This window comes from Sphingomonas sp. Sphisp66, from assembly GCF_047324325.1.
Classification (GTDB): domain Bacteria; phylum Pseudomonadota; class Alphaproteobacteria; order Sphingomonadales; family Sphingomonadaceae; genus Sphingomonas.
In genome coordinates this window covers 1022089-1045922 of record NZ_CP168508.1, presented here as the reverse complement: position 1 = coordinate 1045922, position 23834 = coordinate 1022089, and the positions used below count along the sequence as shown (strand labels likewise).

Annotated in this window: 26 protein-coding genes; 21 read left to right on the top strand and 5 right to left on the bottom strand. The window is 67.6% G+C overall.

Annotated features, from left to right (window positions below; genetic code table 11):
• Positions 1-45: 45 nt before the first annotated feature.
• From ubiB to ACEN8G_RS05075, 9 genes are read left to right on the top strand one after another with little or no spacing between them, the layout of a single operon-like run.
• Positions 46-1581, top strand: coding sequence for a 2-polyprenylphenol 6-hydroxylase (ubiB, locus tag ACEN8G_RS05115; RefSeq protein ID WP_413414764.1), 1536 nt, complete (start codon positions 46-48; stop codon positions 1579-1581).
• Positions 1578-2693, top strand: a complete 1116-nt coding sequence (locus ACEN8G_RS05110; protein ID WP_413414765.1) for a hypothetical protein — start codon at positions 1578-1580, stop codon at positions 2691-2693. The genes ubiB and ACEN8G_RS05110 overlap by 4 nt, the downstream gene beginning before the upstream one ends.
• Positions 2690-3169 carry a hypothetical protein gene (locus ACEN8G_RS05105; RefSeq protein WP_413414766.1) on the top strand — a complete coding sequence of 160 codons (480 nt, stop codon included), beginning with the start codon at positions 2690-2692 and terminating at the stop codon, positions 3167-3169. Before ACEN8G_RS05110 ends, ACEN8G_RS05105 begins: the two co-directional genes overlap by 4 nt.
• On the top strand, positions 3166-4344 hold the full coding sequence (coaBC, locus tag ACEN8G_RS05100; protein WP_413414767.1) for a bifunctional phosphopantothenoylcysteine decarboxylase/phosphopantothenate--cysteine ligase CoaBC: 1179 nt from the start codon (positions 3166-3168) through the stop codon (positions 4342-4344). The genes ACEN8G_RS05105 and coaBC overlap by 4 nt, the downstream gene beginning before the upstream one ends.
• On the top strand, positions 4334-5146 hold the full coding sequence (locus ACEN8G_RS05095) for an alpha/beta hydrolase (protein WP_413414768.1): 813 nt from the start codon (positions 4334-4336) through the stop codon (positions 5144-5146). Before coaBC ends, ACEN8G_RS05095 begins: the two co-directional genes overlap by 11 nt.
• Entirely contained in the window at positions 5146-5592 is a 447-nt protein-coding gene (dut, locus tag ACEN8G_RS05090; protein WP_413414769.1) for a dUTP diphosphatase, read from the top strand. Before ACEN8G_RS05095 ends, dut begins: the two co-directional genes overlap by 1 nt.
• Before the next feature lie 26 nt (positions 5593-5618).
• Entirely contained in the window at positions 5619-5954 is a 336-nt protein-coding gene (locus tag ACEN8G_RS05085; protein WP_413414770.1) for a hypothetical protein, read from the top strand.
• Entirely contained in the window at positions 5951-6709 is a 759-nt protein-coding gene (locus tag ACEN8G_RS05080; protein ID WP_413414771.1) for a HesA/MoeB/ThiF family protein, read from the top strand. The genes ACEN8G_RS05085 and ACEN8G_RS05080 overlap by 4 nt, the downstream gene beginning before the upstream one ends.
• 42 nt (positions 6710-6751) lie before the next feature.
• The gene (locus ACEN8G_RS05075) at positions 6752-7750 is read left to right on the top strand and encodes an NAD-dependent epimerase/dehydratase family protein (RefSeq protein WP_413414772.1); all 999 of its coding nucleotides are present in this window, start codon (positions 6752-6754) and stop codon (positions 7748-7750) included.
• A gap of 85 nt (positions 7751-7835) precedes the next feature.
• Here the strand turns inward: ACEN8G_RS05075 and ACEN8G_RS05070 are convergent, their stop codons facing one another.
• Together ACEN8G_RS05070 and ACEN8G_RS05065 are read right to left on the bottom strand one after the other, a co-directional pair.
• Positions 7836-8030, bottom strand: coding sequence for a hypothetical protein (locus ACEN8G_RS05070; RefSeq protein WP_413414773.1), 195 nt, complete (start codon positions 8028-8030; stop codon positions 7836-7838).
• A gap of 208 nt (positions 8031-8238) precedes the next feature.
• Positions 8239-8637: a hypothetical protein gene (locus tag ACEN8G_RS05065; RefSeq protein ID WP_413414774.1), complete on the bottom strand. Its 399-nt coding sequence runs from the start codon at positions 8635-8637 to the stop codon at positions 8239-8241.
• 253 nt (positions 8638-8890) lie between these two features.
• On the opposite strand from ACEN8G_RS05065, the gene ACEN8G_RS05060 reads away from it, so the two are divergent.
• From ACEN8G_RS05060 to ACEN8G_RS05045, 4 genes are all read left to right on the top strand, one after another.
• The gene (locus ACEN8G_RS05060; protein WP_413414775.1) at positions 8891-9298 is read left to right on the top strand and encodes a DUF2314 domain-containing protein; all 408 of its coding nucleotides are present in this window, start codon (positions 8891-8893) and stop codon (positions 9296-9298) included.
• Positions 9299-9423: 125 nt separating this feature from the next.
• Positions 9424-10026, top strand: coding sequence for a TetR/AcrR family transcriptional regulator (locus ACEN8G_RS05055; protein WP_413414776.1), 603 nt, complete (start codon positions 9424-9426; stop codon positions 10024-10026).
• A 17-nt stretch (positions 10027-10043) separates the two neighbouring features.
• Complete coding sequence (locus ACEN8G_RS05050; protein ID WP_413414777.1) at positions 10044-10388, top strand: DUF3817 domain-containing protein; 345 nt, start codon at positions 10044-10046, stop codon at positions 10386-10388.
• Positions 10388-10795 carry a CopD family protein gene (locus ACEN8G_RS05045; RefSeq protein ID WP_413414778.1) on the top strand — a complete coding sequence of 136 codons (408 nt, stop codon included), beginning with the start codon at positions 10388-10390 and terminating at the stop codon, positions 10793-10795. Before ACEN8G_RS05050 ends, ACEN8G_RS05045 begins: the two co-directional genes overlap by 1 nt.
• Before the next feature lie 170 nt (positions 10796-10965).
• Here the strand turns inward: ACEN8G_RS05045 and galU are convergent, their stop codons facing one another.
• The gene (gene galU / locus ACEN8G_RS05040) at positions 10966-11838 is read right to left on the bottom strand and encodes a UTP--glucose-1-phosphate uridylyltransferase GalU (protein WP_413414779.1); all 873 of its coding nucleotides are present in this window, start codon (positions 11836-11838) and stop codon (positions 10966-10968) included.
• A 114-nt stretch (positions 11839-11952) separates the two neighbouring features.
• Here galU and wecB point away from each other — a divergent pair, with 114 nt between their 5' ends.
• Together wecB and wecC are read left to right on the top strand one after the other, a co-directional pair.
• Entirely contained in the window at positions 11953-13089 is a 1137-nt protein-coding gene (gene wecB / locus ACEN8G_RS05035) for a non-hydrolyzing UDP-N-acetylglucosamine 2-epimerase (protein ID WP_413414780.1), read from the top strand.
• A complete protein-coding gene (wecC, locus tag ACEN8G_RS05030; protein ID WP_413414781.1) occupies positions 13073-14368 on the top strand; it encodes a UDP-N-acetyl-D-mannosamine dehydrogenase in 1296 nt (431 codons plus the stop codon). The genes wecB and wecC overlap by 17 nt, the downstream gene beginning before the upstream one ends.
• Positions 14369-14376: 8 nt before the next feature.
• Here wecC and ACEN8G_RS05025 read toward each other — a convergent pair whose 3' ends face one another.
• Positions 14377-15417 (bottom strand): peptidase M48 family protein, encoded by a 1041-nt coding sequence (locus tag ACEN8G_RS05025; RefSeq protein WP_413414782.1) that lies wholly within the window; start codon positions 15415-15417, stop codon positions 14377-14379.
• A 405-nt stretch (positions 15418-15822) separates the two neighbouring features.
• Here ACEN8G_RS05025 and ACEN8G_RS05020 point away from each other — a divergent pair, with 405 nt between their 5' ends.
• The 6 genes from ACEN8G_RS05020 to ACEN8G_RS04995 all read left to right on the top strand — a co-directional run bounded on the left by ACEN8G_RS05020 (position 15823) and on the right by ACEN8G_RS04995 (position 22669).
• Positions 15823-16053 (top strand): hypothetical protein, encoded by a 231-nt coding sequence (locus ACEN8G_RS05020; RefSeq protein WP_307118343.1) that lies wholly within the window; start codon positions 15823-15825, stop codon positions 16051-16053.
• Positions 16054-16293: 240 nt separating this feature from the next.
• Entirely contained in the window at positions 16294-17067 is a 774-nt protein-coding gene (locus ACEN8G_RS05015) for a metallophosphoesterase family protein (protein WP_413414783.1), read from the top strand.
• A 148-nt stretch (positions 17068-17215) separates the two neighbouring features.
• Positions 17216-17878: a polysaccharide biosynthesis/export family protein gene (locus ACEN8G_RS05010; protein WP_413414784.1), complete on the top strand. Its 663-nt coding sequence runs from the start codon at positions 17216-17218 to the stop codon at positions 17876-17878.
• A 25-nt stretch (positions 17879-17903) separates the two neighbouring features.
• Positions 17904-20096 carry a GumC family protein gene (locus tag ACEN8G_RS05005; protein ID WP_413414785.1) on the top strand — a complete coding sequence of 731 codons (2193 nt, stop codon included), beginning with the start codon at positions 17904-17906 and terminating at the stop codon, positions 20094-20096.
• Entirely contained in the window at positions 20086-21312 is a 1227-nt protein-coding gene (locus tag ACEN8G_RS05000; RefSeq protein ID WP_413414786.1) for a tetratricopeptide repeat protein, read from the top strand. Before ACEN8G_RS05005 ends, ACEN8G_RS05000 begins: the two co-directional genes overlap by 11 nt.
• Position 21313: 1 nt before the next feature.
• On the top strand, positions 21314-22669 hold the full coding sequence (locus ACEN8G_RS04995; RefSeq protein ID WP_413414787.1) for an O-antigen ligase family protein: 1356 nt from the start codon (positions 21314-21316) through the stop codon (positions 22667-22669).
• Positions 22670-22682: 13 nt separating this feature from the next.
• Here the strand turns inward: ACEN8G_RS04995 and ACEN8G_RS04990 are convergent, their stop codons facing one another.
• Positions 22683-23801, bottom strand: coding sequence for a glycosyltransferase family 4 protein (locus ACEN8G_RS04990; protein WP_413414788.1), 1119 nt, complete (start codon positions 23799-23801; stop codon positions 22683-22685).
• Positions 23802-23834: the final 33 nt, after the last annotated feature.

Below are 23834 nucleotides of genomic sequence, written 5' to 3'. Positions count from 1 at the left end.
CAGCCCCCACCCCAACCCCTCCCCTGAAGGGGAGGGGCTAGTAAGGTGACCGCCCCCGCCATCCATCTCTGGCGCCTGCTCAAATGGGGCCGCATCCTCGCGCGCCACGGTGCCCTGCGCGGCATCGAGCAGGATCCGCACACGCCCCGGCCTGTCCGCCGCGTGGCCCGCATCGCCCGCTTCGGCGCGCGCGTGCCCAAGGTCCCCCATTATGCCGATGCGTTCCAGGCGATCGGCCCCGCGGCGATCAAGCTCGGCCAGACGCTCGCCACCCGGCCCGACCTGGTCGGCGACGAGGCCGCGCACGACCTGCTCCGCCTGCAGGACGCGCTACCGCCGCTCCCCTTTGCGGTGATCCGCCAGCGCATCGAGGGCAGCTTCGGCCGCCCGCTCGAGACCTTCTTCGCCGAATTCGACGAGCATCCCGTCGGCGCCGCTTCGATCGCGCAGGTCCACCGCGCGATCACCACCGATGGCCGCCAGGTCGCGGTGAAGGTGCTGCGCCCAGGCATCGAGGCCGAGTTCGCCAAGGCGATCGACACCTATGAATGGGCCGCCGCCCAGGTCGAGGCGATGGGCGGCGAGGCCTCGCGCCTGCGCCCGCGGCTGGTGATCGAGACATTCAAGCGCTGGACCGCGCGCGAGCTCGACCTGCGCCGCGAAGCCGCCTCCGCCTCGGAGCTGGCCGAGGGGATGCAGGCCGAACCGGACTTCATGGTCCCCCAGATCGACTGGCAGCGCACCACCGGCAAGGTGATGACGCTCGAGTGGATCGACGGCATCAAGCTCTCGCACCGCGACCGCATCGTCGCCGCCGGCCATGATCCCAGCGTCCTCGCCAGCCGGCTGATCAAGGCGTTCCTCCGCCAGGCGATCGCCGAGGGCTTCTTCCATGCCGACATGCACCAGGGGAATCTCTTCGCGCTCCCCGACGGCCGCATCGCCGCGATCGACTTCGGCATCATGGGCCGGATCGACCGCCGCGCCCGCGTCTGGCTGGCCGAGATCCTCTACGGGCTGATCACCGGCAACTACAAGCGCGTCGCCGAGATCCATTTCGAGGCCGGCTACGTCCCCCCGCACCACAATGTCGCCGAGTTCGCCACCGCGCTCCGCGCCGTCGGTGAGCCGATGCGCGGGCTACCGGTCAAGGACATGTCGATGGGCGCGATGCTCGACGGCCTGTTCTCGATCACCCGCGACTTCGACATGCAGACCCAGCCGCACCTCCTGCTTCTCCAGAAGACGATGGTGATGGTCGAGGGCGTGGCGCGCACGCTCGATCCCGACATCAATCTGTGGGACGTCTCGGCCCCGTTCGTGCGCGAATGGATCCGCACCGAGCTCGGCCCCGAGGCCAAGATCGCCGACCGGCTGGTCGAGGATATCCGCACCCTCGCCCGCCTGCCCGACCTGATCCGTAACATCGAGCTGCGCTTCCCCGCCCCGGGCGGCGCCCCGCCCGCGCCGCCGCTCAAGGAGATCGAGCGGATCCGCGTGGTCGGCGGCTGGCGCTATGCGGCAGTGGCGGTGCTCTCCGGCGCGGTCGGCGCGGCGATCATGATGTACCTGCTGTCGTGAAGCTGCCCGCGGTCCAGTGGCTGGCCGAGCCGACGCGCTTCGCCGCGCTGAACCGCGGCCGCGCCCGGATCGCGCTCGCCCTTCTCGGCCTGTTCCTGCTGCTCTCGCTGACTGCCCTGGTCACCGCCGGCCCGCCCCCGGTGAGCGGCGATCCGGCCAAGCGCGCCGACGACCAGAGCGACGTCGTCCTCTATGAGAGCATCGTCGCCGGCGTCGCGCATGGCGGCAATTACTATGCCGTCACCGCCGATGCGCTGCGTGCCGGCAATTATCCACTGCGCCCGTTCGTCACCTTCCGCCTGCCCGGCCTGGCCACGGTCGAGGCGCACCTGCCGCGCCTGGCGATCCTCGGCCTGCTCTATGCCCTGGTCGCCTCGGTCTTCGCCGTCTGGGCTATGAAGCTGCGCAAGGGGATGACGCGCTGGCCGCCGATGGCGATCGGCCTCACCTTGCTCGCCGGCGGGCTGATGGCCTTCGTCCAGCCCGATCTCTGGGCGTTCCACGAGATCTGGGCGGGCCTGCTTGTCGCCCTCGCCCTCGGCATCCGCCGGCCCGGCCGCTGGATCGAGGCGGTCGGCATCGCGTTGATCGCCATGCTGATCCGCGAGACCGCCGCGCTGTTCGCCCTGGTCATGCTCGCCACCGCCTGGTTCGAGGGCCAGCGCCGCGAGGCGATCGGCTGGGCCGCCGCGCTGGCCTGTCTCGCCGTCGCGCTCGGCTTCCACGCCCATGCCGTCGGCCAGGTCACCAGTGCCGCCGATCCCGTCTCGCCCGGCTGGGCGGGGCTGCACGGCTATGGCTTCTTCGCCAAGGCGATGGTGCTGTCGAGCGCGCTCCAGCTCTTCCCGATGGCGCTCGCCGTGCTGCTCTTCACCCTCGCGCTGTTCGGCTGGGCGGGCTGGCGCGACCAGGCCGCCGGCCGCGTCTTCCTCACGCTGGCTGCATATGGCGTGGCGCTCGGCCTGTTCGCGCGGCCCGATACCTTCTATTGGGCATTGATGGTCGCCCCGCTCTCGCTGATCGGCCTGGCCTTCGTGCCCGACGCCCTGCGCGACCTGTTCCGCCAGGCGCTCGACAGGCGCAGGATCACCGTGACAAAGGTGGCGCGATGAGTGACGTCGGGCCCGGCACGCGCGCACAGGGATCCTGGCTGCTGGCCTGGCTGGCCGGCGCGGGTGCGGCGCTTCTGCCCGGCCTGCTCGTGATGTCCGCCCTGGTGCAATGGTACGCCGTGGAAGCCCCGGACAACACTGCCGAAGGCCTGGACGGATGGATCAGGACGCTTGCCGTCCTCTATCTGCCCTTGGCGGTTGTGGTGTTGCTGAGCGCGTTGTGCCTGGTCGCGATGGCGGCGCTCGCCGAACGCGACACAGCCAAGCCAGCGACCCTCTGGTGCCTGCTCGGTTTGATAGCGACCACGCCGTCGGCGTTCTTCCTGTGGATGATGCAGCATCTCGCGAAATGCCCCGGGAGCTGCGGCGCGGTGAGTGAATTCCATTATGCCTGGCCCGGACTGCTCACCTACGTCTTCGGGCTGCTGGGCACCCTCGCCGCCTATCGCGTTCGCCATGGAGTCTGGCACGCATGACCAAGAAGATCCTCCTGATCGTCGGCGGCGGCATCGCTGCCTACAAGGCGTGCGAGCTGATCCGCCTGTGCCGCAAGGCCGGGATCGAAGTGAAGTGCGTGCTGACCGCCGGCGGCCAGCATTTCGTCACCCCGATGACGCTGGCGGCCCTGAGCGAGAACCAGGTCTACACCAACCTCTTCGACCTCAAGGACGAGGCCGAGATGGGCCATATCCAGCTCAGCCGCGAAGCCGATCTGGTCGTGGTCGCGCCCGCCACCGCCGACCTGATGGCGAAGATGGCCGCCGGCATCGCCGACGATCTTGCCACCACCCTGCTGCTCGCCACCGACAAGCCCGTGCTCGCCGCGCCCGCGATGAACGTGCGCATGTGGCAGCACGCCGCCACCCGCCGCAACGTCGCCACGCTGCGCGGCGACGGCGTGACTGTGCTCGAACCCGATGAGGGCCCGATGGCCTGCGGCGAATACGGCCCCGGCCGCCTGCCCGAGCCCGAGGCGATCCTGCGCGCGATCCAGGATCACGGCGGCAGCGGCAGCCGCAAGCTCACCGGCAAGCACATCCTCGTCACCGCCGGCCCCACCCATGAGCCGATCGACCCGGTGCGCTACATCGCCAACCGTTCCTCGGGTAAGCAGGGCTATGCCATTGCCGGCGCGCTCGCCGCGCTGGGCGCCCGCGTCACCCTGGTCTCCGGCCCCGTCACCCTCGCCACCCCGCCGGGCGTCACGCGCGTCGATGTCGAGACCGCGCAGGACATGGCCAATGCCGTGGCGCAGGCGCTCCCCGCCGATGCGGCGGTGATGGTTGCCGCGGTCGGCGACTGGCATGTCGAGGCGGCCGCGCAGAAGCTCAAGAAGGAAGGCGGCGCCCCGCCCACGCTCCACCTCTCGGAGAACCCCGACATCCTCGCCATGCTCGCCGCCAGCCCACGCCGGCCGGCGCTGGTGGTGGGCTTCGCCGCGGAAACCGAGCGGGTCGTCGATCATGCCGTCGCGAAAAGGACTCGCAAGGGCGCGGACTGGATTGTCGCCAACGATGTTTCGGGCGATGTGATGGGCGGTGAAGCCAATGCCATCCATCTCGTCACCGCCGACGGTGTCGAACACTGGGAAAGACTGCCCAAGCAAGACGTCGCCCGCCGGCTGGCGGAGCGTATCGCCGATGCGCTCTAGCCTCGCGCTGCTGCTGCTCGGCGCAAGCCTCGCCGCCTGCTCGCCGCGCGCGGGTGCCCCCGCCGAGCCGCCCGCACCCGTCAACGGCCTGTACAGCCAGAGCTTCGGCAACACGCCCGCGAAGCAGGTCCGCACGATGATCGTCGTGCTGCACGGCGATTCGCCGGCGGCCAAGCCCGATTATCACTACGCCTTTGCCCGCGCCGCCTCTGAAGCGGTGCCGGACAGCATCGCGGTCGCGCTGCTGCGCCCCGGCTACGAGGATCCGCAGGGCCACCGCTCGCCCGGCGAGCGCGGCGAGACGACCGGCGGCAATTACACCGCCGACCGGATCAATGCGGTCGCCGCGACGATCCGCCATCTCCAGCGCCGCTACGCCCTGGCCCGCACCGTGCTGGTCGGCCATTCGGGCGGTGCCGCGATCGCCGCCGATCTCGCCGCGACGCATCCCGGACTGGTCGACGGCATCGTCCTCGTCTCCTGCCCCTGCGCGCTGCCGGAGTGGCGCAAGCACATGAAGAAGGTGTCGCCGACGCCGCTCTGGGACGCGCCCGTCACCAGCCTCGATCCGGTCCAGCTGGTCGGCGGCATGGCACCCAGCCTGCGTGCCGCGGTTCTGGTCGGCGCCGACGACAAGACCACGCCGGTGCGCTTCTCGCGGACCTTCGCCGAGGCCCTGTCTCTGCGCGGCATCGCCACCGACTATCGTATCATCCCCGGCAAGGACCATGAGCTGCTCGGCGATCCCGAAGTGATCTCCGCGCTCCAGCGCCTCGCCGCCGCCCTGCCTGGAAAGTCCTGATGCTCGCTCCGATCCGTATCACCCTGCAACGCCTCTCGCATGGCGAGGGCCTGCCGCTTCCCGCCTATGCCACCGCGGGCGCCGCCGGCATGGACGTGGTCGCGGCCGAGGATTTGGTGCTCGCCCCCGGCGCGCGCCATGCGGTGGCGACCGGCTTCGCGATGGCGATCCCGCCCGGCTACGAGGTCCAGGTCCGCCCGCGCTCGGGCCTTGCGCTCAAGCACGGCATCACCTGCCTCAACACCCCCGGCACGATCGACAGCGACTATCGCGGCGAGGTTAAGGTGATCCTCGCCAATCTCGGTGACGCGGCCTTCACCGTCGCGCGCGGAGACCGTATCGCACAACTCGTGCCCGCGCCGGTCCAGCACGCGGAGCTCGAGGAGGTGGGGACGCTCGACGAAACGGCGCGAGGCATCGGGGGCTTCGGATCGACGGGTACGTGAGCGGATTTTTGCTTCTTGCCGCGGCGATGCAGACATCGCCGCTCAACTGGGATGCGCTGCCGCCCCTCCCCTGGCGCGCGCCCCCCATCGTCACGCCGGACATGCAGGCCTTCGTCCAGCGTGAAGTGAAGCTGCGCAGATGCGCCACGGCCAAGCCCGGCACGCTCGAAGTCGCGGTCGCGGTGCTGGTCGACGAGAATGGCAGCATCCGCACCACGGTGCCGCGCGCCATCGCCTGCCCCTCGGTCGAGCAATATGCCGCCGCGCTCGCCGCCGGCTTCGCCCGCAACAACCTGCTCCCGCGCCCCGGCGCGACCGAGCAATGGTACCGCACGACCCTCAGCTTCACCTGGACCAAATGACTCTCTCCGACGCGGAGCTGGAGCGCTACGCCCGCCATATCGTGCTGCGCGAGATCGGTGGCGGCGGGCAGATGCGGCTGAAGGCAGCGCGCGTGCTGGTGATCGGCGCGGGCGGGATCGGCTCGCCGGCGATCGAATATCTTGCAGCGGCGGGCATCGGCACGCTCGGCGCGGTCGATGACGATCAGGTCTCGCTCTCCAACCTCCAGCGCCAGACGCTCTATGCCACCACCGACGTCGGCCGGGCCAAGGTCGAGGCAGCCCGAGCCCGCGTCGCCGCGCTCAATCCCAAAATCCTGTTCACCGGCTTCGACCAGCGCATCGACGCGCGCAATGCCGATGCGCTGATCGAGAGTTTCGCGCCCGACGTGATCCTCGACGGCTGCGACAATTTCGCCACCCGCCTCGCCGTCGCCGACGCGGCGCTCCGCCACCGCATCCCCCTCGTCTCCGCCGCGGTCTCCGAGTTCGAGGGCCAGCTCGGCGTCTTCCGCGGCTGGGAGGCGGACAGGCCCTGCTATCGCTGCTTCGTCGGCCATGATCCCGAGCGCCCGGGCATCAGCTGCGCCGAACAGGGCGTGCTCGGCGCGCTGACCGGGGTGATGGGCAGCCTCGCCGCGCTCGAGGCGATCCGCGCCATCGCCCCCTTCGGCGAGGACCCGGCCGGCAAGCTCCTCCTCGTCGATGCCCTCGCCTTCCGCTTCCGCACCCTCACCCTGCCGAAGGACCCCGGCTGTCCGTCCTGCAGCCAATAGAGAAACTGGACTTCCCCCCCTGCTTGGGGCACCTGCCGCGCCATGATCCGCGTCCTCGTCACCGGCTCGGCCGGCTTCATCGGCTTCCACACCGCCAGCAAGCTGCTCCAACGCGGCGCCACGGTGCTCGGGGTCGACAATTTCAGCGACTATTATGATCCGGCGCTGAAGGAAGCGCGCAACGACGTGCTGTCGAACCACCCGAACTTCCGGGTGGCGCGCGTCTCGATCGACAATATGGAGGCGTTCGGCGCCGCCTGGGCCGAGTTCCAGCCCGATGTGGTGATCCACCTCGCCGCCCAGGCGGGCGTGCGCTATTCGATCGACAATCCGGAAAGCTACGTCGCGGCCAATCTGATCGGCAGCTTCAACGTGCTCGAGCTGGCCCGCCGCCACAAGACCGGCCACCTGCTCGCCGCCTCGACCAGCTCGGTCTATGGCGCCAACACCGACATGCCGTTCACCGAGACGCAGCGGACCGCCACCCCGATGAGCTTCTACGCCGCCACCAAGGGCGCGACCGAGCTGATGGGGCACAGCTACGCGCACCTCTACAAGACGCCGATGACCTTTTTCCGCTTCTTCACGGTCTATGGCCCGTGGGGTCGGCCGGACATGGCGCTGTTCAAGTTCACCAGGGGCATCCTCGCCGGCGAACCGATCGACATCTACAACAACGGCGAGATGGTCCGCGACTTCACCTATGTCGAGGACCTGGCCGAATCGATCGTCCGGCTGACGGAGGCGGTGCCGGGCAGCGTGCCGGTCGAGGGCGACAGCCTCTCCCCCGTCGCGCCCTTCCGCGTGGTCAATATCGGCGCCGGCCAGCAGACCCAGCTGATGGACTATATCGCCGAGATCGAGCGCGCGCTCGGCAAGGAAGCGATCCGGAACTTCATGCCGATGCAGCAAGGCGACGTGCCGGCCACCGAGGCAAGCTCTGCGCTGCTCCGGAACCTCACCGGCTACGCCCCGTCCACCCCGCCGAGCCAGGGCGTGCCGGCGTTCGTGACCTGGTACCGCGAGCATTACCAGGGCTAGGGCGTACCGACATTCGGCTTTTCCTGCTCCCCGGCAAAACCAGCCACTGCATCCGGATGTCGATACGAGCCAGGCCCACAGCCCGTCAGCTTGCGCCCCAATTGCGGCCATCCGCTTGCCAGCGCATACCGGCAATATGGAAGCTGTTTTCGTCCTTCATCATGTCCGGTCCGATGACGAATTTGGCGACGACGCCAAGCTTATCGGGGCGTATCGAACGGAGAGTGACGCACTGGCCGCAATAGAACGCCTGTCCAATAAGCCAGGGTTCGCGGATCATCCCGAAGGCTGGCAGATCGACTGTTATGCGCTGAACCAAGACCATTGGACCGAAGGGTTCGTAATGGTATAGTCGAGCGACGGCCAACCACCCAATTGTCGCTCGCCCAGCCGGGCAGCCGCTCGTCAGAAGCGGACAGGCGTCCAACGCCCAAAGTCTGCCATTGTGCTGCTCGGATCAGTGCCGGAAAGCGGACGCCTCTTGTTGATCAGGAGCGCCCGGGTTTGCATTTCCCGGTTATCGACCACCCACCATCGAGACCGCCTCCGGAAGCTTTGAAGATCAGGCTCTTTCGATCGAGGTGGAAGACTGCCGTGTAACCCGGGTCATGGTGGGGAACGCTTCGAACCTGAACCTGCACAATCTCACTGCTCATTGTGACGGCGCAGGTGGCCCCCTGAATGCAGAATTCATAGTCTCCGTCGCGAATGGAGACCTGCTGACCTTCACCTTCGATGCGATACTTGGTCTCACTGATTTTTCGAACGCCCTCATTGCCCTGTGATCTACCAGTTCCCACGCAGGTGAGCCTGAAGGATTCCGAATGAGCCGGTTTGCTGCCCGTAGCTACGGCGAGAGCAGCAACAATCCCGATCAGCGTTTTCATTCACCCCTCCGCGCATTTGTGCGTCAGCTCGCTGTCGAGCATGCCCCGAAACGCTCTGTCTGCAAGCCACCTAATTGCGGACATGCAGCCTACGCCATACTGATTTCAAAGCTGCCGGGCTGCTAACCGCCCCAATTGCGCACCCTCGACTGAGCTAAGAGGGCTTCCACGCAACCGATTGGGTAGGATGATGTGGCCTTTCCGAAAGAAGTCCGTGCCAGAAATCTCCTGGTTCAGTGGAGAAAGCGCCGAGATGAACGAGGCGATCGCTGAGGCTCAGGCCACATTTCCCCACTTCTCGGACGTGCTCGCCGGAAAGGGTGACCATCCGTCACTGCCCGATTTGGCGCTTGTGAAATATGGCTTCAGGGCAACCAGGCCGGGCGCCGTGGTGGAGCACATCTTTGTCGGCGACGTCGTCGCGAAGGACGGAGATCTTTGGGGCGTGGTCAACGCAGACCCCGCATACACGGATGAAGTTGCCGAAGGGGACCTCATAAAGATCGACAGAGATAGGGTTTCGGACTGGCTCTACGTCATCGATCAAAAGGGAACGGGCGGCTTCACATTCAAGCTGATGTGGAAGAACTTCTCGCCGGCGGAGCGGGATGCCTACCGGGATCAAGCTCCCTTTGTCTGGTTGGTGAACCAATTTTCCTGATCTGGATGCAGCTAAGCGACATCGCCTGAGGCACGCGACCTCGCGGCCACCCTCCATCCATTCGCATCCTCCTTTAGCCCGCAACCACGCTTGCAAAATAGCACGACCGTTCGTACTAAATCAGAATGAAAGCAGAGACGACTCGAACCCGAGTGATCGAAGAAGGGCTGCAGACGCTCAGCCAGGGCGGGCTCGCGGCCGTCACCATCGGGCGGCTGGCGGAGGCGACCGGGCTGTCCAAGAGCGGGCTGTTCGCGCATTTCCGGTCGCGCGAGGCGTTGGAGCTCGCCCTGCTCGACGAGACCGTCCGGCTGGCCTGGCGCAACGTCGTCGAGCCGGCGATGCGTAATCCCGAGGGGCTGTCGCGGCTGATGGCGCTGGTCGGCCTGTGGTTCGGCTGGTCGGCGCGCGCCGGCCTGCGGGGCGGCTGCCCCGTCGCCGCCGCGATGTTCGAGCTCGACGACACGCCGGGCGTGGTGCGCGACCGCGTCGCCGAGCTGGACGAGGAATGGCGGCAGGTTCTCCACACCCATGTCCGCCAGGCGATCCACCTCGGCCACCTCCATGCCGAAACCGATGCCGATCAGGTCGTGTGGGAGCTGCGCGGCATCTATCTCGCGCACCACAGCACGATGCGCTTCCAGCGTGATCCGGATGCCGATCGGCGCGCCCAGACCGCGCTCGTCGCCCTGCTCCAGCGCTGCGGCGCCGATCCCGTCAATCTCTAGTGCCGGAATACGGACCCATGCCGCAACAACCGCCCGCAGCCGTCGCCGAGGATATCGCCCAGATAAGGCGGCTGCGCCTGGCCTCGTTCATCGAAGCCACCACGCTTCTGGTCCTGGTCTTCGTCGCCGTCCCGCTCAAGCACCTGTTCGACTATCCCCTCGCGGTCCGGCTGATGGGGCCGGCGCACGGCGCCGCCTTCATCGCCTATGGCTGGAGCCTGGTCACCACGGTCTCGGGCGGCGGCTGGTCTCGGGGCGAGATCGCGCGGCTGGGGTTCGCTGCCTTCCTGCCCTTTGGCGGCTTCCTCAACGCCGGGCTGCTGCGCCGCAAGCGCGCCGCCCTCGCCGAGGCACGCGCCTGATGCCCTATCTCTGGCTGAAGGCGGTGCACGTCGCCGCGGTCCTGCTCTTCATCGGCGGCCTGTTCGCCCAGACCTTCGCCCTCGCCGCCGCGCAGCGCGGGGAAGCCGCGGCCACCGCCCCGCTCGCCCGCTGGGACCGGCTGGCCACGGTCCCGGCGATGCTGGTCGTCTGGGTGACCGGCGCAACGATCGCCGTCGAGGCCGGCTGGTTCGCCAGCCCCTGGCTATGGGCCAAGCTAGCCTTCGTCCTCGCCCTGACCGGGCTGCACGGCATCCAGTCCGGCAAGCTCCGGCGGCTGCGTGGCGGAGATCTGCCGCCCAGCCCCATCCCGGCCCTTCGGGTCGCGGGATTCATCGCCACAGCCGTCGCGTCGATCGCCGTGCTGGTGGTCGCCAAGCCTTTCTAGCCGCTACCTCCGGGCGCCGACACCTTGCAATGTAGGATTTCGTCTGATTGGCTCAGACGGCCGGGCTTCCGCCCGACCGCTCTTTGACCTTGGAAATAACGCGCCCCGCGCATCGGGACGGACGACCGTCCCCGCGCGTGCATGTCGTGAACTTAGTGAACTTCCGCGGCTCAGCCCGGGCAGCGGCTCGTCATGAAATCGCGGATCGCCGGGGCGATGTCCTCGCGCTCCAGCGCCACGGCGATGTTCGCCTGGATGAAGCCGGCCTTGTCGCCGCAATCGTAGCGCGTGCCCTCGAAGGTCACGCCGTGGAAGCGCTGGCCGCCGATCATCTGGGCCATCGCGTCGGTCAGCTGGATCTCGCCGCCCGCGCCCTTTTCCTGGTTCTCCAGCACGCGCATCACTTCGGGCTGCAGGATGTAGCGGCCGATCACCGACAGGTTCGATGGCGCGGTGCCCGGCGCCGGCTTCTCGACCAGCCCCTTCACTTCGGTCAGCGCGCCGTCCTGCGCCCCCGGCGTGATGATGCCATAGCGGTGCGTCTGGTCGTCGGGCACGATCTCGGCGCAGATCAGGTTGCCGCCGACCTTGTTATAGGCGTCGACCATCTGCTTCAGGCAGCCCGGCTTGCCGAGCATGAAGTCGTCGGCGAGCAGCACCGCGAAGGGCTCGTCGCCGACGATGTCGCGGGCGCACCACACGGCGTGTCCCAGCCCCATCGGCTCCTGCTGGCGGACATAGGCGACCGCGCCGGGCTTGAGCCGGGTCGCATCGAGGATCTCGAGCGACTTGCCGCGCGCCGACATCGTCGTCTCGAGTTCATAGGCGATGTCGAAATGGTCCTCAATCGCGCTCTTGCCGCGGCCGGTGACGAAGATCATCTGCTCGATGCCGGCTTCCAGCGCCTCGTCCACGGCGTACTGGATCAGCGGGCGGTCGACCACCGGCAGCATCTCCTTGGGAAGCGCCTTGGTGGCAGGAAGGAAACGCGTACCCAGGCCGCCAACGGGAAACACGGCCTTGCGCAGGGGCTTGATGGTCATTCGGGAAACGCCTCTCCGGATCAATCGCGCGCCAATAGCGATGGCCATCGGGTTTCGCAATTATGTCGCACACCGTAACCACATGGTGACGGGATGGCGGATAAGGGAGCCGGAATGAACGGAACAAGCAAGCGCGTCCTGCTGATCTTCGGCACCCGTCCCGAAGCGATCAAGCTCTTCCCCGTCGTCCGCGCCCTTGCCGGCGTGCCGGGCCTGGACGTGCGTACCTGCGTCACCGCGCAGCATCGCGGACTGCTCGACCAGGTGCTGTCGATCGCCGGGCTTACGCCCGACATCGATCTCGACCTGATGGAGCCGGGCCAGACGCTCGACCAGCTCACCGCCCGGCTCCTCACCGGCCTCGGCAAAGTTATGGACGAGGAGAAGCCCGACCGCGTGATCGTCCAGGGCGACACCGCCACCGCGATGGTCGGCGCGCTCGCCGCCTATTACCGCAAGGTGCCGGTCAGCCATGTCGAGGCGGGTCTGCGCTCGGGCGACATCTACCAGCCCTGGCCCGAGGAAGTGAACCGCCGCATCGTCGCGCCGATCGCCGACCAGCATTTCGCCCCGACCGAGACCGCCGCCGAGGCGCTGCGCCGCGAGAATATCGACCCCGCGACGATCCATGTCACCGGCAACACCGTGATCGACGCCCTCCTCGCCACCCGCGCCCGGATCGAGACCGAGCCGGCGCTGGCCGCCGGGCTCGATCCCATCGCCGCCCGCTTCGCCGGCAAGCGTATCGTCCTCGTCACCACGCATCGTCGCGAGAATTTCGGCGGCGGCATGGAGGACATCGCCCGGGCGCTGGGCCGCATCGCCGACCGTGACGACACCGCGATCCTCTTCCCGATGCATCCTAACCCCAATGTCGTCGCGGCAATGGACAAGGTGCTGGGCAACCGCGCCAATGTCGCCCGCATCGAGCCGCTCGACTATCCCCACTTCATCCGTGCGCTCGAGCTTTGCCATGTCGTGCTCAGCGATTCGGGCGGCGTGCAGGAAGAGGCGCCGGCGCTCGGCAAGCCGGTGCTGGTGATGCGCGAGACCACCGAGCGCCCCGAAGGCGTCGTCGCGGGCACCGCCAAGCTGGTCGGCACGAGCCCGGAACGTATCGTTTCCGAAATCTCAACCCTCCTCGACGTACCATCCGCCTATTCGGCCATGGCCCGCGCCCACAATCCGTTCGGCGACGGCCATGCCTCTGAGCGGATTGCGGGGATCGTCGCACATGGTTTCGGATTCTGAGCTCAAGGTCTGTGTTCTCGGCCTTGGCTATATCGGGCTTCCCACGGCAGCGGTGATCGCGCGTACCGGCGCGAGGGTGCTGGGCGTCGACGTGCACGAATCGGTGGTCGACACCGTGAACTCGGGCAAGGTCCATATCGAGGAAATCGACCTCGACGGCCTGGTCTCGGGCGTGGTGGCGCGCGGCAATCTGCGCGCCTCGCTCCAGGTCGAGCAGGCCGACGTCTTCGTCATCGCCGTGCCCACGCCGTTCGGCGAGAATCACGCGCCGGACATCGGCTATGTGCTGAAGGCCGCGACCAATGTCGCGATCACGCTCAAGGCCGGCGACGTGGTGATCCTCGAATCGACCTCGCCGGTGGGCACCACCGAGAAGGTCGCCGAGCTGCTCGCGAAGCTCCGCCCCGACCTGAAGGTTCCGGGCCACTGCGCCGGCGTCGCCGATGTCGCCATCGCCTATTGCCCCGAGCGCGTGCTGCCCGGCCGCATCCTGGTCGAGCTGATCGACAATGACCGGGTGATCGGCGGCATCACCCCGCGCTGCGCCCGCAAGGCGCTGCAATTCTACCGCCGCTTCGTGCGCGGCGCCTGCGTCACCACCACGGCCAAGGCCGCGGAGATGACCAAGCTCACCGAGAATGCCTTCCGCGACGTCAACATCGCCTTCGCCAACGAGCTGAGCCTGGTGGCCGAGAAGATGGGCGTCGATGTGTGGGAAGTGATCCGCCTCGCCAACCGCCACCCGCGCGTCAACATCCTGTCGCCGGGCCCGGGCGTGGGCGGCCACTGCATCGCAGTCGATCCCTGGTTCCTGGTCAGCGCCGCGCCCGAGCAGACGCCGCTGATCCGCACCGCCCGCGAAGTGAATGACGGCAAGACCGACTATGTCATCGGGCACGCCGCAGCGATGATCGAATCCAACCCGGCGGCACGCGTCGCCTGCCTGGGCCTCGCCTTCAAGGCGAACATCGACGATTTCCGCGAGAGCCCGGCGCTCAAGGTCGCCGAAGCACTGGCCAAGCGCTTCGGCGAGCGCATCCAGATCGTCGAGCCCTATGCGAACACCCTGCCCTCCGCCTTCGATGGCACGGGTGCCGGGCTGATCGACATCGACAGCGCGATCGAGAGCTGTGGCATCTTCGTGGTCCTCGTCGATCACGACGTGTTCAAGTCGGTCCCGCTCGACGAGCGCGCCGACAAGCAGGTCTATGACACGCGCGGCATCTGGCCCGATCAGCCGCGCAGCGTGGCAGGTGAGCCCCTCCGACTGGCGAGCTGAAGCAACCTCTAGTTACGCACCAGGATCGACTGCCAGTCGCCGTCCAGCGGCTTGTCGCGGTCCGCGATCAGCCCCGGCACCAGGGGCCGCGAGGACAAGGGCGCCACCTTGGCAGCTTCGGCCTCCAGCGTCGCCACCCGGTCGCGCCAGGCGGGGTGCGAGCGGCTGCGGAGGATTCCGCCGGCCTTGCTCGGTCCGAAGCGCTTCCAGAATGCCGCCGGCGCCTGCGCCGGATAGCCGGCATTGGCGAGCAGATAGACCGAGAGCAGATCGGCCTGCACTTCGGTCTGACGGAAATACTTCACATTGGCCCCAAGACCCGAGAGCATGCCGAAATCGACACCTCGTGCCTTCAGCCGGTCGCGATGGTGGAGGATGTTATGCGAGAATTCATGCGCGACGACCGCGGCGAACTGATCGTCGGGATATTCGAGAAAGCCCGAGCCGATCTTGACCATCACGCCTTCCGCCGAAGCGGTGAAGTCATCATTGTACACAAGCTCGAAGCGCGTCTTGCAGACTGCTATCGGCCGGATCGTGAGGTGCAACGGCTTGTCGCCGCGCACCACATCGACTTCGACCGGCGCATCGGCCGGAAGCGCGGCGATGGCGAGCTGCGCCGCGACCAGCCGATCGGTCGTCCCCGGCTTGCCGGAAAGCTTGGCGATCTCGACCCGGCCGATACGGACCAGCGAATCATCGGCACGGACCCCCGCCTGCTCGGCCGGGCTCCCCGCGAACACGCCTTCCACGGCGACCGGCGTTGCGAATCCAAAATGCCGCGCCGCGAAATCGCGATTGGCCGCAGCATATTGGTCGAGCGTGTGAACCTGCAGCCCGGTCCCCGCCTCGACGCGGTCGCACAGCGCCCGATTCGCGGTCGCGAGCCGCCAGCCGACCGTGGCAAGCCGCATATCCGCGTCGCGGACGGCTTCGAACACGGCGACATCGTCGGCGCGTGCCGGCGGCGCACGGAATTCGACAGCCAGCGCCCCAAGGGCGATTGCGGCAGCAGCGCAGGATGGAAGAACACGGCGTAGAGCGATCATAACGCCTCTGTAGGCGGCGTCTGCGTCCTCCGCCAGCCAACGGCGGCAGTGCGACATTTCGTTGCGGACGCGATTCGCCGCCTCATTTCCGTTCCGTCACCGGCACAAACCCCCTCGCAGCAACAGGATTGTCACAGAAAGCCGCCATGAGGACCGGGTGGTTTCCGGCTTGAGGGATCATTAACCCCTTGGCGATAGCAGTGCGCCACGTTAAGAGCCCGGCGCCATCAAGGGGCCTGGTCTGCCAAAGAATAGAGCACCGGAACCAATCCGGGCCGTGTTGCTTCTGGATCACGACAGCAGATTTCTTGTCGTGGCAAAGGTTTGAGGTGTTGCGGAAGGTTTGGTCTTGTGTCATAGGCCGGCCTGACGAGAGCACCAGAGCTCGAAAGAGGGAGAAAAAGAGTGTTCACTAAGCTTCTTACGGCTGCTGCCATCGCGTCGATGGCGACTGCCCCGGTTCTGGCAGCTCCGACGAGCTCGACCTCGCTGTCGAGCGTTCGCGCTGCGGCCACCGCCGGCGAAAACGAGAGCGAGCTGGCTCCGGCCGTTCTGATCGGCGTCCTCGCGACCGTCGCCATCATCGGCGGTGCGGTTGTGCTGGCCGACAGCGACGACGAGCCGAACAGCCCGTAGTCCTCGGAAATTTCCGAATTAAACGGCGGCCAATTGGCCGCCGTTTTTTTATGTCCGCGACACCTGCCCCGCCCCATTCCGGCCGCCAGGCTCATCGTGCGACCACCATGCCCGCTGCACCGCGCCAAGCTTGACGCTCAGTCAAACGACTGAAATAGCGCGCATATCGACTATCCATCGTGGAGACGGATTCCCGGCATGGGCCTTTGGGATCGAATTGCGAGCGCCTGCGGCCTGACGATGCCCAAGCCCCAAGGCGCCGCCGGCATGCGGGCCTATGCGGTGGGTGACATCCATGGCCGGCTCGACTTGCTCGAGGAATTGCTCGAGCAGATCGAGGCCGACCTGCGCTCGAGCAGCGCGCGGCGCAACTTCATCGTCTTCCTCGGCGATTTCATCGATCGCGGCCCTGAATCCCGGGGCGTGATCGAACGGCTGCGCAGCTACAATCCGTCCAATGCCGAACCGGTCTTCCTGGCGGGCAACCATGAGGAATTCTTCCTGCGCGTGCTGCAGGGCGAGAAGTCCATCCTCGACAACTGGCTGAAATATGGCGGCCTCGAATGCGTCGAAAGCTATGGCCTCGACGCCACGCGCCTGATCGCGATGGAAGAAGAGGCCGCCCTCCGCGCGCTGCGCGAGGCGGTGCCCCAGGCGCATGTCGAGTTCCTGCGCAAGCTTTCCGATACGTTCCGCTTCGGCGACTATCTCTTCGTCCATGCCGGCATCCGCCCCGGCGTGCCGCTGGAGGCGCAGGATCCCCGGGACCTTCGCTGGATCCGCGAGCCGTTCCTCGAGGACCGGATCGATCATGGCTTCATCGTGGTCCATGGGCACACGGTCGTCGACGAGGTCGCCGAGCGGCCGAACCGCATTGCGATCGACACCGGCGCCTACCGTACCGGGCGACTTACTGCTGCAATAATCGAAGGCGACAAGCGCCGCTTCATCTCGACCATGGGGCCGGCCGCCGGACAAACCTCTGCCGATCGCCAACGAGCATTTGCCCAGTAGTTTCGGCTGCGGAATGCAAGGCGTCTCAACCGCCTTGCCTATGCATCGAGCCTGTGCGTATGGATCGCCACCATCTTCCGTTTACGTCTGTTGGAGCTTCATCGATATGGCCGCTCGAGCGAAAAAGCCGCTCCTTGCGCTCGCGTTTGTGCTGATCGGTCTCGGACTGTCGGCCTGCGCCAACAAGCGCGGCGGCCCGATCCCCTATGACGTTCCCGATTTCGTCGCCCCCGATGCGGCCAAGCCTGCACCTCCGGGGATGGACTATCGGCTGGCGCCGGGCGACACGATCTCGATCATCGTGTTCCGTGTCGAGGACCTCTCGCGCGACTATGAGATCGATCCCAGCGGCAACATCGCGGTTCCCCTGATCGGCTCGGTGCCGGTGGCCGGCATGACCACCCCCGAGATCCAGCAGGTCGTCCGCGAGCGGCTGTCCGAGCGCTATCTGCGCAATCCGGACGTCACGGTGACGGTGAAGAACGCCGCATCGCGCGTCGTGACGGTCGACGGCTCGGTCCGCAATCCCGGCGCCTACCCCACCACCAACGAGATGACGCTGGTGAAGGCAGTGGCACTCGCCCGCGGCACCGACGAATTCTCCAATCCGCGCCGCGTCGCCGTCTTCCGGACGGTGAAGGGCCAGCGCATGGCGGCGGCCTTCGACCTGACCGCCATCCGCCGCGGGCAGGCACCGGACCCCGAAATCTATCCAGGCGACGTCGTCGTGGTGGACGGCTCGCGCAATCGTCAGGTCTTCCGCGACCTGCTGAACACCCTGCCGCTCCTCGCCCTGTTTCGGCCCTGGTAAGTAGCGGACTCCTAAGGAAAGCATGATGGCTAGGAAGCAAATGGAGCCCCGGGGTGTCGCGGCTGTCTGGACCGGCGCAGAGCAACCGCAGGTGATCGATCATTCGCCGCACGCGAAGCAGCAGAATATCGACCTCAACCTGGCGGCGCTCTGGCGCATCGTGTGGCTGTGGCGCTGGGTGCTGCTGGCCTCGATCACCGCCGGCATCGCCGCGGCGATCGTCGTCACGCTCCTGACCACGCCGCTCTACCGCGCCAAGGCGGTGATCGAGCTCAACCCGCCCGCCGTCGAAGTGATGGAGGGCAAGGGTCCGCAGTTCGCGCAGAACGACCAGTCGTTCGTCGAGACCCAGGGCGGCCTGCTCCGCAGCCGTGCGCTTTCCGCACGCGTCGCGCAGGACCTCAACCTGGCGTCGAACGAGGCGCTGGTCCCCAATCCGGACCTCGACCGCTCGGTCCGCCAGCGCATCGCCACCGACATCCTGAGCTCGAACCTCAAGGTCACCGCGAGCGACCGCACCCGCCTGGTCGAGATCTCCTACAGTTCGCCCGATCCGCAGCTCGCCGCGCGCATCGTCAACGGGTTCGCCGACAGCTATATCCAGACCAGCCTCGAGCGCCGCTACCAGGCTTCGTCCTATGCCCGCGACTTCCTGCAGCGCCAGATCGTCAAGGTCCGTCGCGACCTTGAGAATTCGGAGCGCCAGCTCGTCGCCTATGCGCAGCAGCAGGGCATCATCCGCACCCAGCAGGGCGAAGGCGGCGGCAGCTCCGACACCAACTCGCTGGCCGGCGCCTCGCTGGTCGCGCTGAACGACGCGCTCGCCGCGGCGGAGACCAAGCGCATCGCCGCCGAGCAGCAGTATCGCGAGGCGACCCGCAACGGCAATTCCACCGAGAGCGCCGCACAGACCTCGCTGCTGCGCGGCGAGCGTGCCAAGCTCGAGAGCGAGTATCGCGAGAAGGCGACGATCTTCAAGCCGGACTATCCGGAACTGGTCGCGCTGCGCTCGCGGATCGATGCGCTGGACGAAGCCGTCCGCAAGGAAGCCAATGCAGTCCAGGCCGGTCAGGCCGGCAGCCGCCGCGCCGAGTACCAGGCCGCCGCCGCCACCGAGAGCGAGCTTCGTGATCGCGTCGAGCGCCTGCGCAGCTCGGTGCTCGACCTGCGCGGCCGCAGCATCCAGTACACGATCCTGAAGCGCGACGTGGACACCAACAGCGCGCTCTACGAGGCGCTGCTGCAGCGCTTCAAGGAGATCGGCGTGGGTGGCGGCATCGGCGCGAGCTACGCCTCGATCGTCGATCGCGCCGAAGCGCCGCAGGCCCCGTACAAGCCCGACATGCTCATGAACCTGCTCCTCGGCCTGCTGGCCGGCGCGGGCCTGGGCCTGGGCGCGGCACTTGCCTTCGAGTTCATCAACGACACGATCAAGACGCCGGACGATGTGCGCGAGCGCCTGCATCTCGCCTTCCTTGGCGGTATCCCGACCTCCAAGGGTCAGCGTCCGGTCGAGGCGCTGCGGGAATCGACCTCGCCGCTCACCGAAGCCTATTTCTCGGCGGGTACTGCGCTGCAGTTCACCACCGAGGACGGCGTGCCCAAGACGCTGCTCGTCACCAGCACGCGTCCGGCCGAAGGCAAGTCGACCACCACCTGGGCGCTGGCGCAGCATTTCGCCCGCCTCGGCAAGCGCACGCTGCTGATCGACGCCGACATGCGCAAGCCCGCCTTCGTGACCGGCGACGAGAAGGATGACGGCCTGTCGAACATGCTGACGACGCATGATCCGCTCGAGAAGCATGTCCGCCAGACGGATTCGGAAAATCTCTGGCTGCTCCCCTGCGGCCCGATCCCGCCCAACCCGGCGGAGCTGCTGGCCTCGGCACGCATGCCCGCGATCCTGGCCCAGGCCGAAGAAGCCTATGACATGGTCATCGTCGACGGTCCGCCGATCCTGGGCCTCGCGGATTCGCCCTTGCTCTCGACCGCGGCCAATGGCGCACTGCTGGTCGTCGAGGCCGGCAAGACCCGCACCCGTGCGGCCGTCGAGGCGCTCAACCGCCTGCGCGGTGCCGGGGCCAATGTCGTGGGCGCGATCCTCACCCGCTATCGCCACGAGTCCACGGGCTATGGCTACAACTACGATGCCTATACCTACCGCGCCTCGGAAAATCGCAACCGGCAGATCCGGGCGGTAGCCGGCCGTGGCGAGTAAGAGGAAGTTCGGGCGCGTCGCGCCGGCTACGCTGGTCAAGGCCGGGCTGCTCGGCGTCGTCGGCATCGGCATCGGCGGGCTGATCCTCAAGGTCGAAGCCGGCGAGGCGCTTGCCGACCGGCGCGACCAGCCGCCGGCATTCGCCCAGAGCGACGACACGGTGTTCCGCCGTGCCGCGGTCGAGCTGGTGACCGGCACCCGGCGCCTCACGCCGACGCGCATCGCCCAGATCAAGGGGGCGGCATCCCGCCACCCCCTCGCTGCCGAGCCCTTCTCGCTGCTCGGCGCCGATGCGATGGCGCGCGGCGACACGCGCCGCGGCGAAGCGCTGCTGATCGAGGCCCGTCGCCGCAACCCGCGCGACCGCCTCGCCCGCCTGTCGCTGCTCGAATTCTATCTGAAGACCAACCAGATCAAGGCCGCGACGACCGAGCTGACCGTCCTCACCCGGCTGGTCAGCCGCGCCGGCGATCTGGTGGTTCCCCTGCTCGCCCAGCTCGCCGAGAATGGCAGCTCGCGCGCCGCGGTCGCAGCAGCGCTGCGCGGCGATCCCCTGCTGGATGCGGTGCTCGACCGGCTGACCGAGACGCATGCCGCACCGGCCGTGGTGCTCGACCTCGCCAAGGGCCGCAAACCGGCTGCCCCGGGCGGCTATCCGCCTGCCTGGCAGTCTGCGGTGGTCAACGACATGATCGCCGCGGGCGACGGCCAGCAGGCACGGGCGCTCTGGGCGAAGTTCAACAACGTCCCCGCCAGTGCGGAAGGCGTGGTGTTCAATCCCAAGTTCCAGCGCCTGGGGGCAACGCCTCCGTTCAACTGGGACCTGACCAGCAACAGCCTGGGCGCGGCCGAGATCAAGCGGCGCGGCGGCCTGATGGTCGAATATTACGGACGCGACAGCGGCGATCTGGCCAAGCAGACGCTCCTGCTCACGCCGGGCGCCTATGAGCTCCGCATCACCCTGGAGGGCAATGCCGACGGCCAGGGCAGCCGGCTGGTCTGGAAGCTCGGTTGCGTCGGCGGCAAGACCGCGCTGCTCGAGATTCCGATGAAGGGCATCAAATATTCGCCCAAGACGCTGCTCGCGGCGTTCAACGTGCCCTCGGGCTGCGCGGCACAGGTGCTCAGCCTCGAAGGCGTGGCCCAGGAATTCCCGACGAACCAGTCGCTCGAAGTGAGCGAAGTCCGTATCGATAAGGCGGGGACGAAGAAGTAACATGAATCCGCGCCAGGCGATTATCCCGGGCTATCTCGTCTTCAGCCTGCTGCTCGGCGGCGCCAGCGCTGCGGGCTATATGGCGAACATGCTCCTGCAGCTGGTGGCGGTGGCGCTGCTGCTGTTCGCCTTCGGAACCCCGCGTGGCAGCCCCTTCCCGCCTCCGGCGCGGCAGCTGATGACGCTGCTGATCCTGCTGTTTGCGATCTTCGTGATCCAGCTCGTGCCGCTTCCGCCGGCGCTGTGGACCGCGCTTCCGGGCCGCCACGACATTGCCGAGGGCTATCGCCTGCTCGGAGTGCAGCCGCCCTGGATGCCGATCTCGCTGGCGCCGGATGACACCATCTTCTCGCTGTTCTGGCTCCTCCCCGCCTTCGCCGCGATGCTCGGCATCCTGCGCCTCGGCGACTATCGCGCCTCGTGGATCGCCTGGGCGGTGGTCGGCGTCGCGATCCTGTCGATCGTGCTCGGCGGCCTCCAGGTCGCGGCCGGCGGCATCTGGTATCTCTATCGCATCACCAATCGCGGCGTGGCGGTGGGCTTCTTCGCGAACGCCAACCACCTCGCGACCCTGCTGCTGATGGTGATCCCGCTGCTCGCCGCCCTGCTCTCGATCGAGTGGCAGAAGGGCGAGCGCCGGCGCAGCTCCGGCCTCACCATGATCATCGCCTCGCTGTTCGTGGTGCTGCTCGTCGGCCTCGCGCTCAACCGCTCGCTCGCCGGCTGGGGCCTGGCGGTGCCGGTCGCGATGGCGAGCGCGGCCCTGCTCTTCGCCGGGCGGAAGCTGCCGCGCTGGGTGCCGATAGCCGCGGCGCTGATCGGCATCGCCGCGATCGCGGCGGTCTTCACCACCCCTTTCGGCAACAACCTGACCGGCGACGATGCGCGCGGCTCCTCGCTCTCGCGCTACACCTCGTTCACCCGCACCTCGGCCAAGGCGGTGGATTATCTGCCCTTCGGTTCGGGCGTCTCAACCTTCGTCGAAGTCTATCGCGACGGCGAGGACACCAATTCGACGACGCGCTTCTTCATGAACCACGCGCACAGCGATTTCCTCGAGGTGGCGCTGGAAACCGGCCTGCCCGGCGTCGCGCTGCTGCTGCTTTTCCTGTTCTGGTGGGCGCGCCGTACCTTCGCGATCTGGCGGAACCCCGATGCGGACCCATTCGCCCGGGCCGCGACCATCGCCTCGGCCGCAGTCATCGCGCACAGCCTGGTCGATTATCCGCTGCGCACCGCAGCGATCTCGGCACTGTTCGCGGCTATGCTCGCGCTGATGGCCGAGCCGCGCGTGCGGACCCGGCGGAGCCGTGACGGCGGCGAAGGACCGAGCCAGGCGCGTCACCTGACGCTCTGACCCGGTTCGCGCTTCAGCCGGCGTCCAGCGCCTCGAGATAACGGCGAACCACGATCTGCTCGTCATATTCGCGTTCGGCGATCTCCCGGCTGCGCGCACCCATTGCGGCACGTTCGGCCGGGGACATGGCGATGAAGCGGAGCATCGTGGCGGCCAGCGTCTCGGGGTCGCGCGGCGGCACCTGGAAGCCATTGTCGCCGTCCCGGACGATCTCGCGGCAGCCCGGCACGTCCGAGGCGATCAGCGGGCGGGCCATGGCGGCTGCCTCGAGCAGCGAGCGCGGCGTGCCCTCGGGATAATAGGTTGGCAGCACGACGCAGTCGCTCTCGGCCAGGAACGGGCGGACATCGTCCGAACTGCCCAGGAACTCGATCGAGCCATCGGCCTCCCAGCCCGCGATGGTCTCGCGGGAAAGCGCCCCCTTCCCTGATTGCAGAATGCCGAGCAGGCGGAAGCGCGCCGAGGGATATTGCCGCCGTACGATCCTGGCGGCGGCGGCATAGTCCGCGATCCCCTTGGCCTCGAGCAGGCGCGCGACGAGCAGGAAGGAGATGCCCTCCGCCTCGTCCCGCGGCGCGCTCGGCGGGGTGAAGCGCGACAGGTCGATCCCCGAGCCAGGCAGCAACCGGCTGCGCGCGGCGTCGACGATGCCGTTGTCGACGAACAGCGCGCGGTCGTCCGGGTTCTGGAAGAAGATCACCCGGGCGCGCGAGAGCGCCACGCGGTAGAGGAAGCGGACCAGGCGGTTGACCGGGCGGCGATCGAGGAAGGTCTCGCCCAGCCCGGCGATGTTGTTGATCGTCGGAATGCCGACGAGATGCGCGGCGAGCGAGCCGTAGATATTGGGCTTGATGGTATATCCCAGGAAGGCGGCGGGCCGCACCCGGCGCAAGGTGCGCCAATAGCGCCAGAACAGCGCGATGTCGGCCAGGATCGAGGTGCCGCGCGGCTCCATCGCGATCGGCAGATATCCGATCCCATGGTCCGCAAGCTGCTGGGTGTAAGCGTCTTCCGGTGCGAGCGCGACGACCTGATAGCCGGCCTCCTGCAACCCGCGCACCAGCCCCAGACGGAAATTCAGGATATTCCACGACGCATTGATGGAGAGTATAACCGTCTTGCCCGCGCTCATTTGCCCTCGCCAATGCTGAACGGCCCGGCCTTA

Coding starts and splice junctions, on each gene's coding strand:
- ACEN8G_RS05105 (WP_413414766.1), top strand. CDS start 2,690: ATGAGTGACGTCGGGCCCGGCACGCGCGCACAGGGATCCTGGCTGCTG.
- coaBC (WP_413414767.1), top strand. CDS start 3,166: ATGACCAAGAAGATCCTCCTGATCGTCGGCGGCGGCATCGCTGCCTAC.
- ACEN8G_RS05095 (WP_413414768.1), top strand. CDS start 4,334: ATGCGCTCTAGCCTCGCGCTGCTGCTGCTCGGCGCAAGCCTCGCCGCC.
- dut (WP_413414769.1), top strand. CDS start 5,146: ATGCTCGCTCCGATCCGTATCACCCTGCAACGCCTCTCGCATGGCGAG.
- ACEN8G_RS05085 (WP_413414770.1), top strand. CDS start 5,619: ATGCAGACATCGCCGCTCAACTGGGATGCGCTGCCGCCCCTCCCCTGG.
- ACEN8G_RS05080 (WP_413414771.1), top strand. CDS start 5,951: ATGACTCTCTCCGACGCGGAGCTGGAGCGCTACGCCCGCCATATCGTG.
- ACEN8G_RS05075 (WP_413414772.1), top strand. CDS start 6,752: ATGATCCGCGTCCTCGTCACCGGCTCGGCCGGCTTCATCGGCTTCCAC.
- ACEN8G_RS05070 (WP_413414773.1), bottom strand. CDS start 8,030: ATGATCCGCGAACCCTGGCTTATTGGACAGGCGTTCTATTGCGGCCAG.
- ACEN8G_RS05065 (WP_413414774.1), bottom strand. CDS start 8,637: ATGAAAACGCTGATCGGGATTGTTGCTGCTCTCGCCGTAGCTACGGGC.
- ACEN8G_RS05060 (WP_413414775.1), top strand. CDS start 8,891: ATGAACGAGGCGATCGCTGAGGCTCAGGCCACATTTCCCCACTTCTCG.
- ACEN8G_RS05055 (WP_413414776.1), top strand. CDS start 9,424: ATGAAAGCAGAGACGACTCGAACCCGAGTGATCGAAGAAGGGCTGCAG.
- ACEN8G_RS05050 (WP_413414777.1), top strand. CDS start 10,044: ATGCCGCAACAACCGCCCGCAGCCGTCGCCGAGGATATCGCCCAGATA.
- ACEN8G_RS05045 (WP_413414778.1), top strand. CDS start 10,388: ATGCCCTATCTCTGGCTGAAGGCGGTGCACGTCGCCGCGGTCCTGCTC.
- galU (WP_413414779.1), bottom strand. CDS start 11,838: ATGACCATCAAGCCCCTGCGCAAGGCCGTGTTTCCCGTTGGCGGCCTG.
- wecB (WP_413414780.1), top strand. CDS start 11,953: ATGAACGGAACAAGCAAGCGCGTCCTGCTGATCTTCGGCACCCGTCCC.
- wecC (WP_413414781.1), top strand. CDS start 13,073: ATGGTTTCGGATTCTGAGCTCAAGGTCTGTGTTCTCGGCCTTGGCTAT.
- ACEN8G_RS05025 (WP_413414782.1), bottom strand. CDS start 15,417: ATGATCGCTCTACGCCGTGTTCTTCCATCCTGCGCTGCTGCCGCAATC.
- ACEN8G_RS05015 (WP_413414783.1), top strand. CDS start 16,294: ATGCCCAAGCCCCAAGGCGCCGCCGGCATGCGGGCCTATGCGGTGGGT.
- ACEN8G_RS05005 (WP_413414785.1), top strand. CDS start 17,904: ATGGCTAGGAAGCAAATGGAGCCCCGGGGTGTCGCGGCTGTCTGGACC.
- ACEN8G_RS04995 (WP_413414787.1), top strand. CDS start 21,314: ATGAATCCGCGCCAGGCGATTATCCCGGGCTATCTCGTCTTCAGCCTG.
- ACEN8G_RS04990 (WP_413414788.1), bottom strand. CDS start 23,801: ATGAGCGCGGGCAAGACGGTTATACTCTCCATCAATGCGTCGTGGAAT.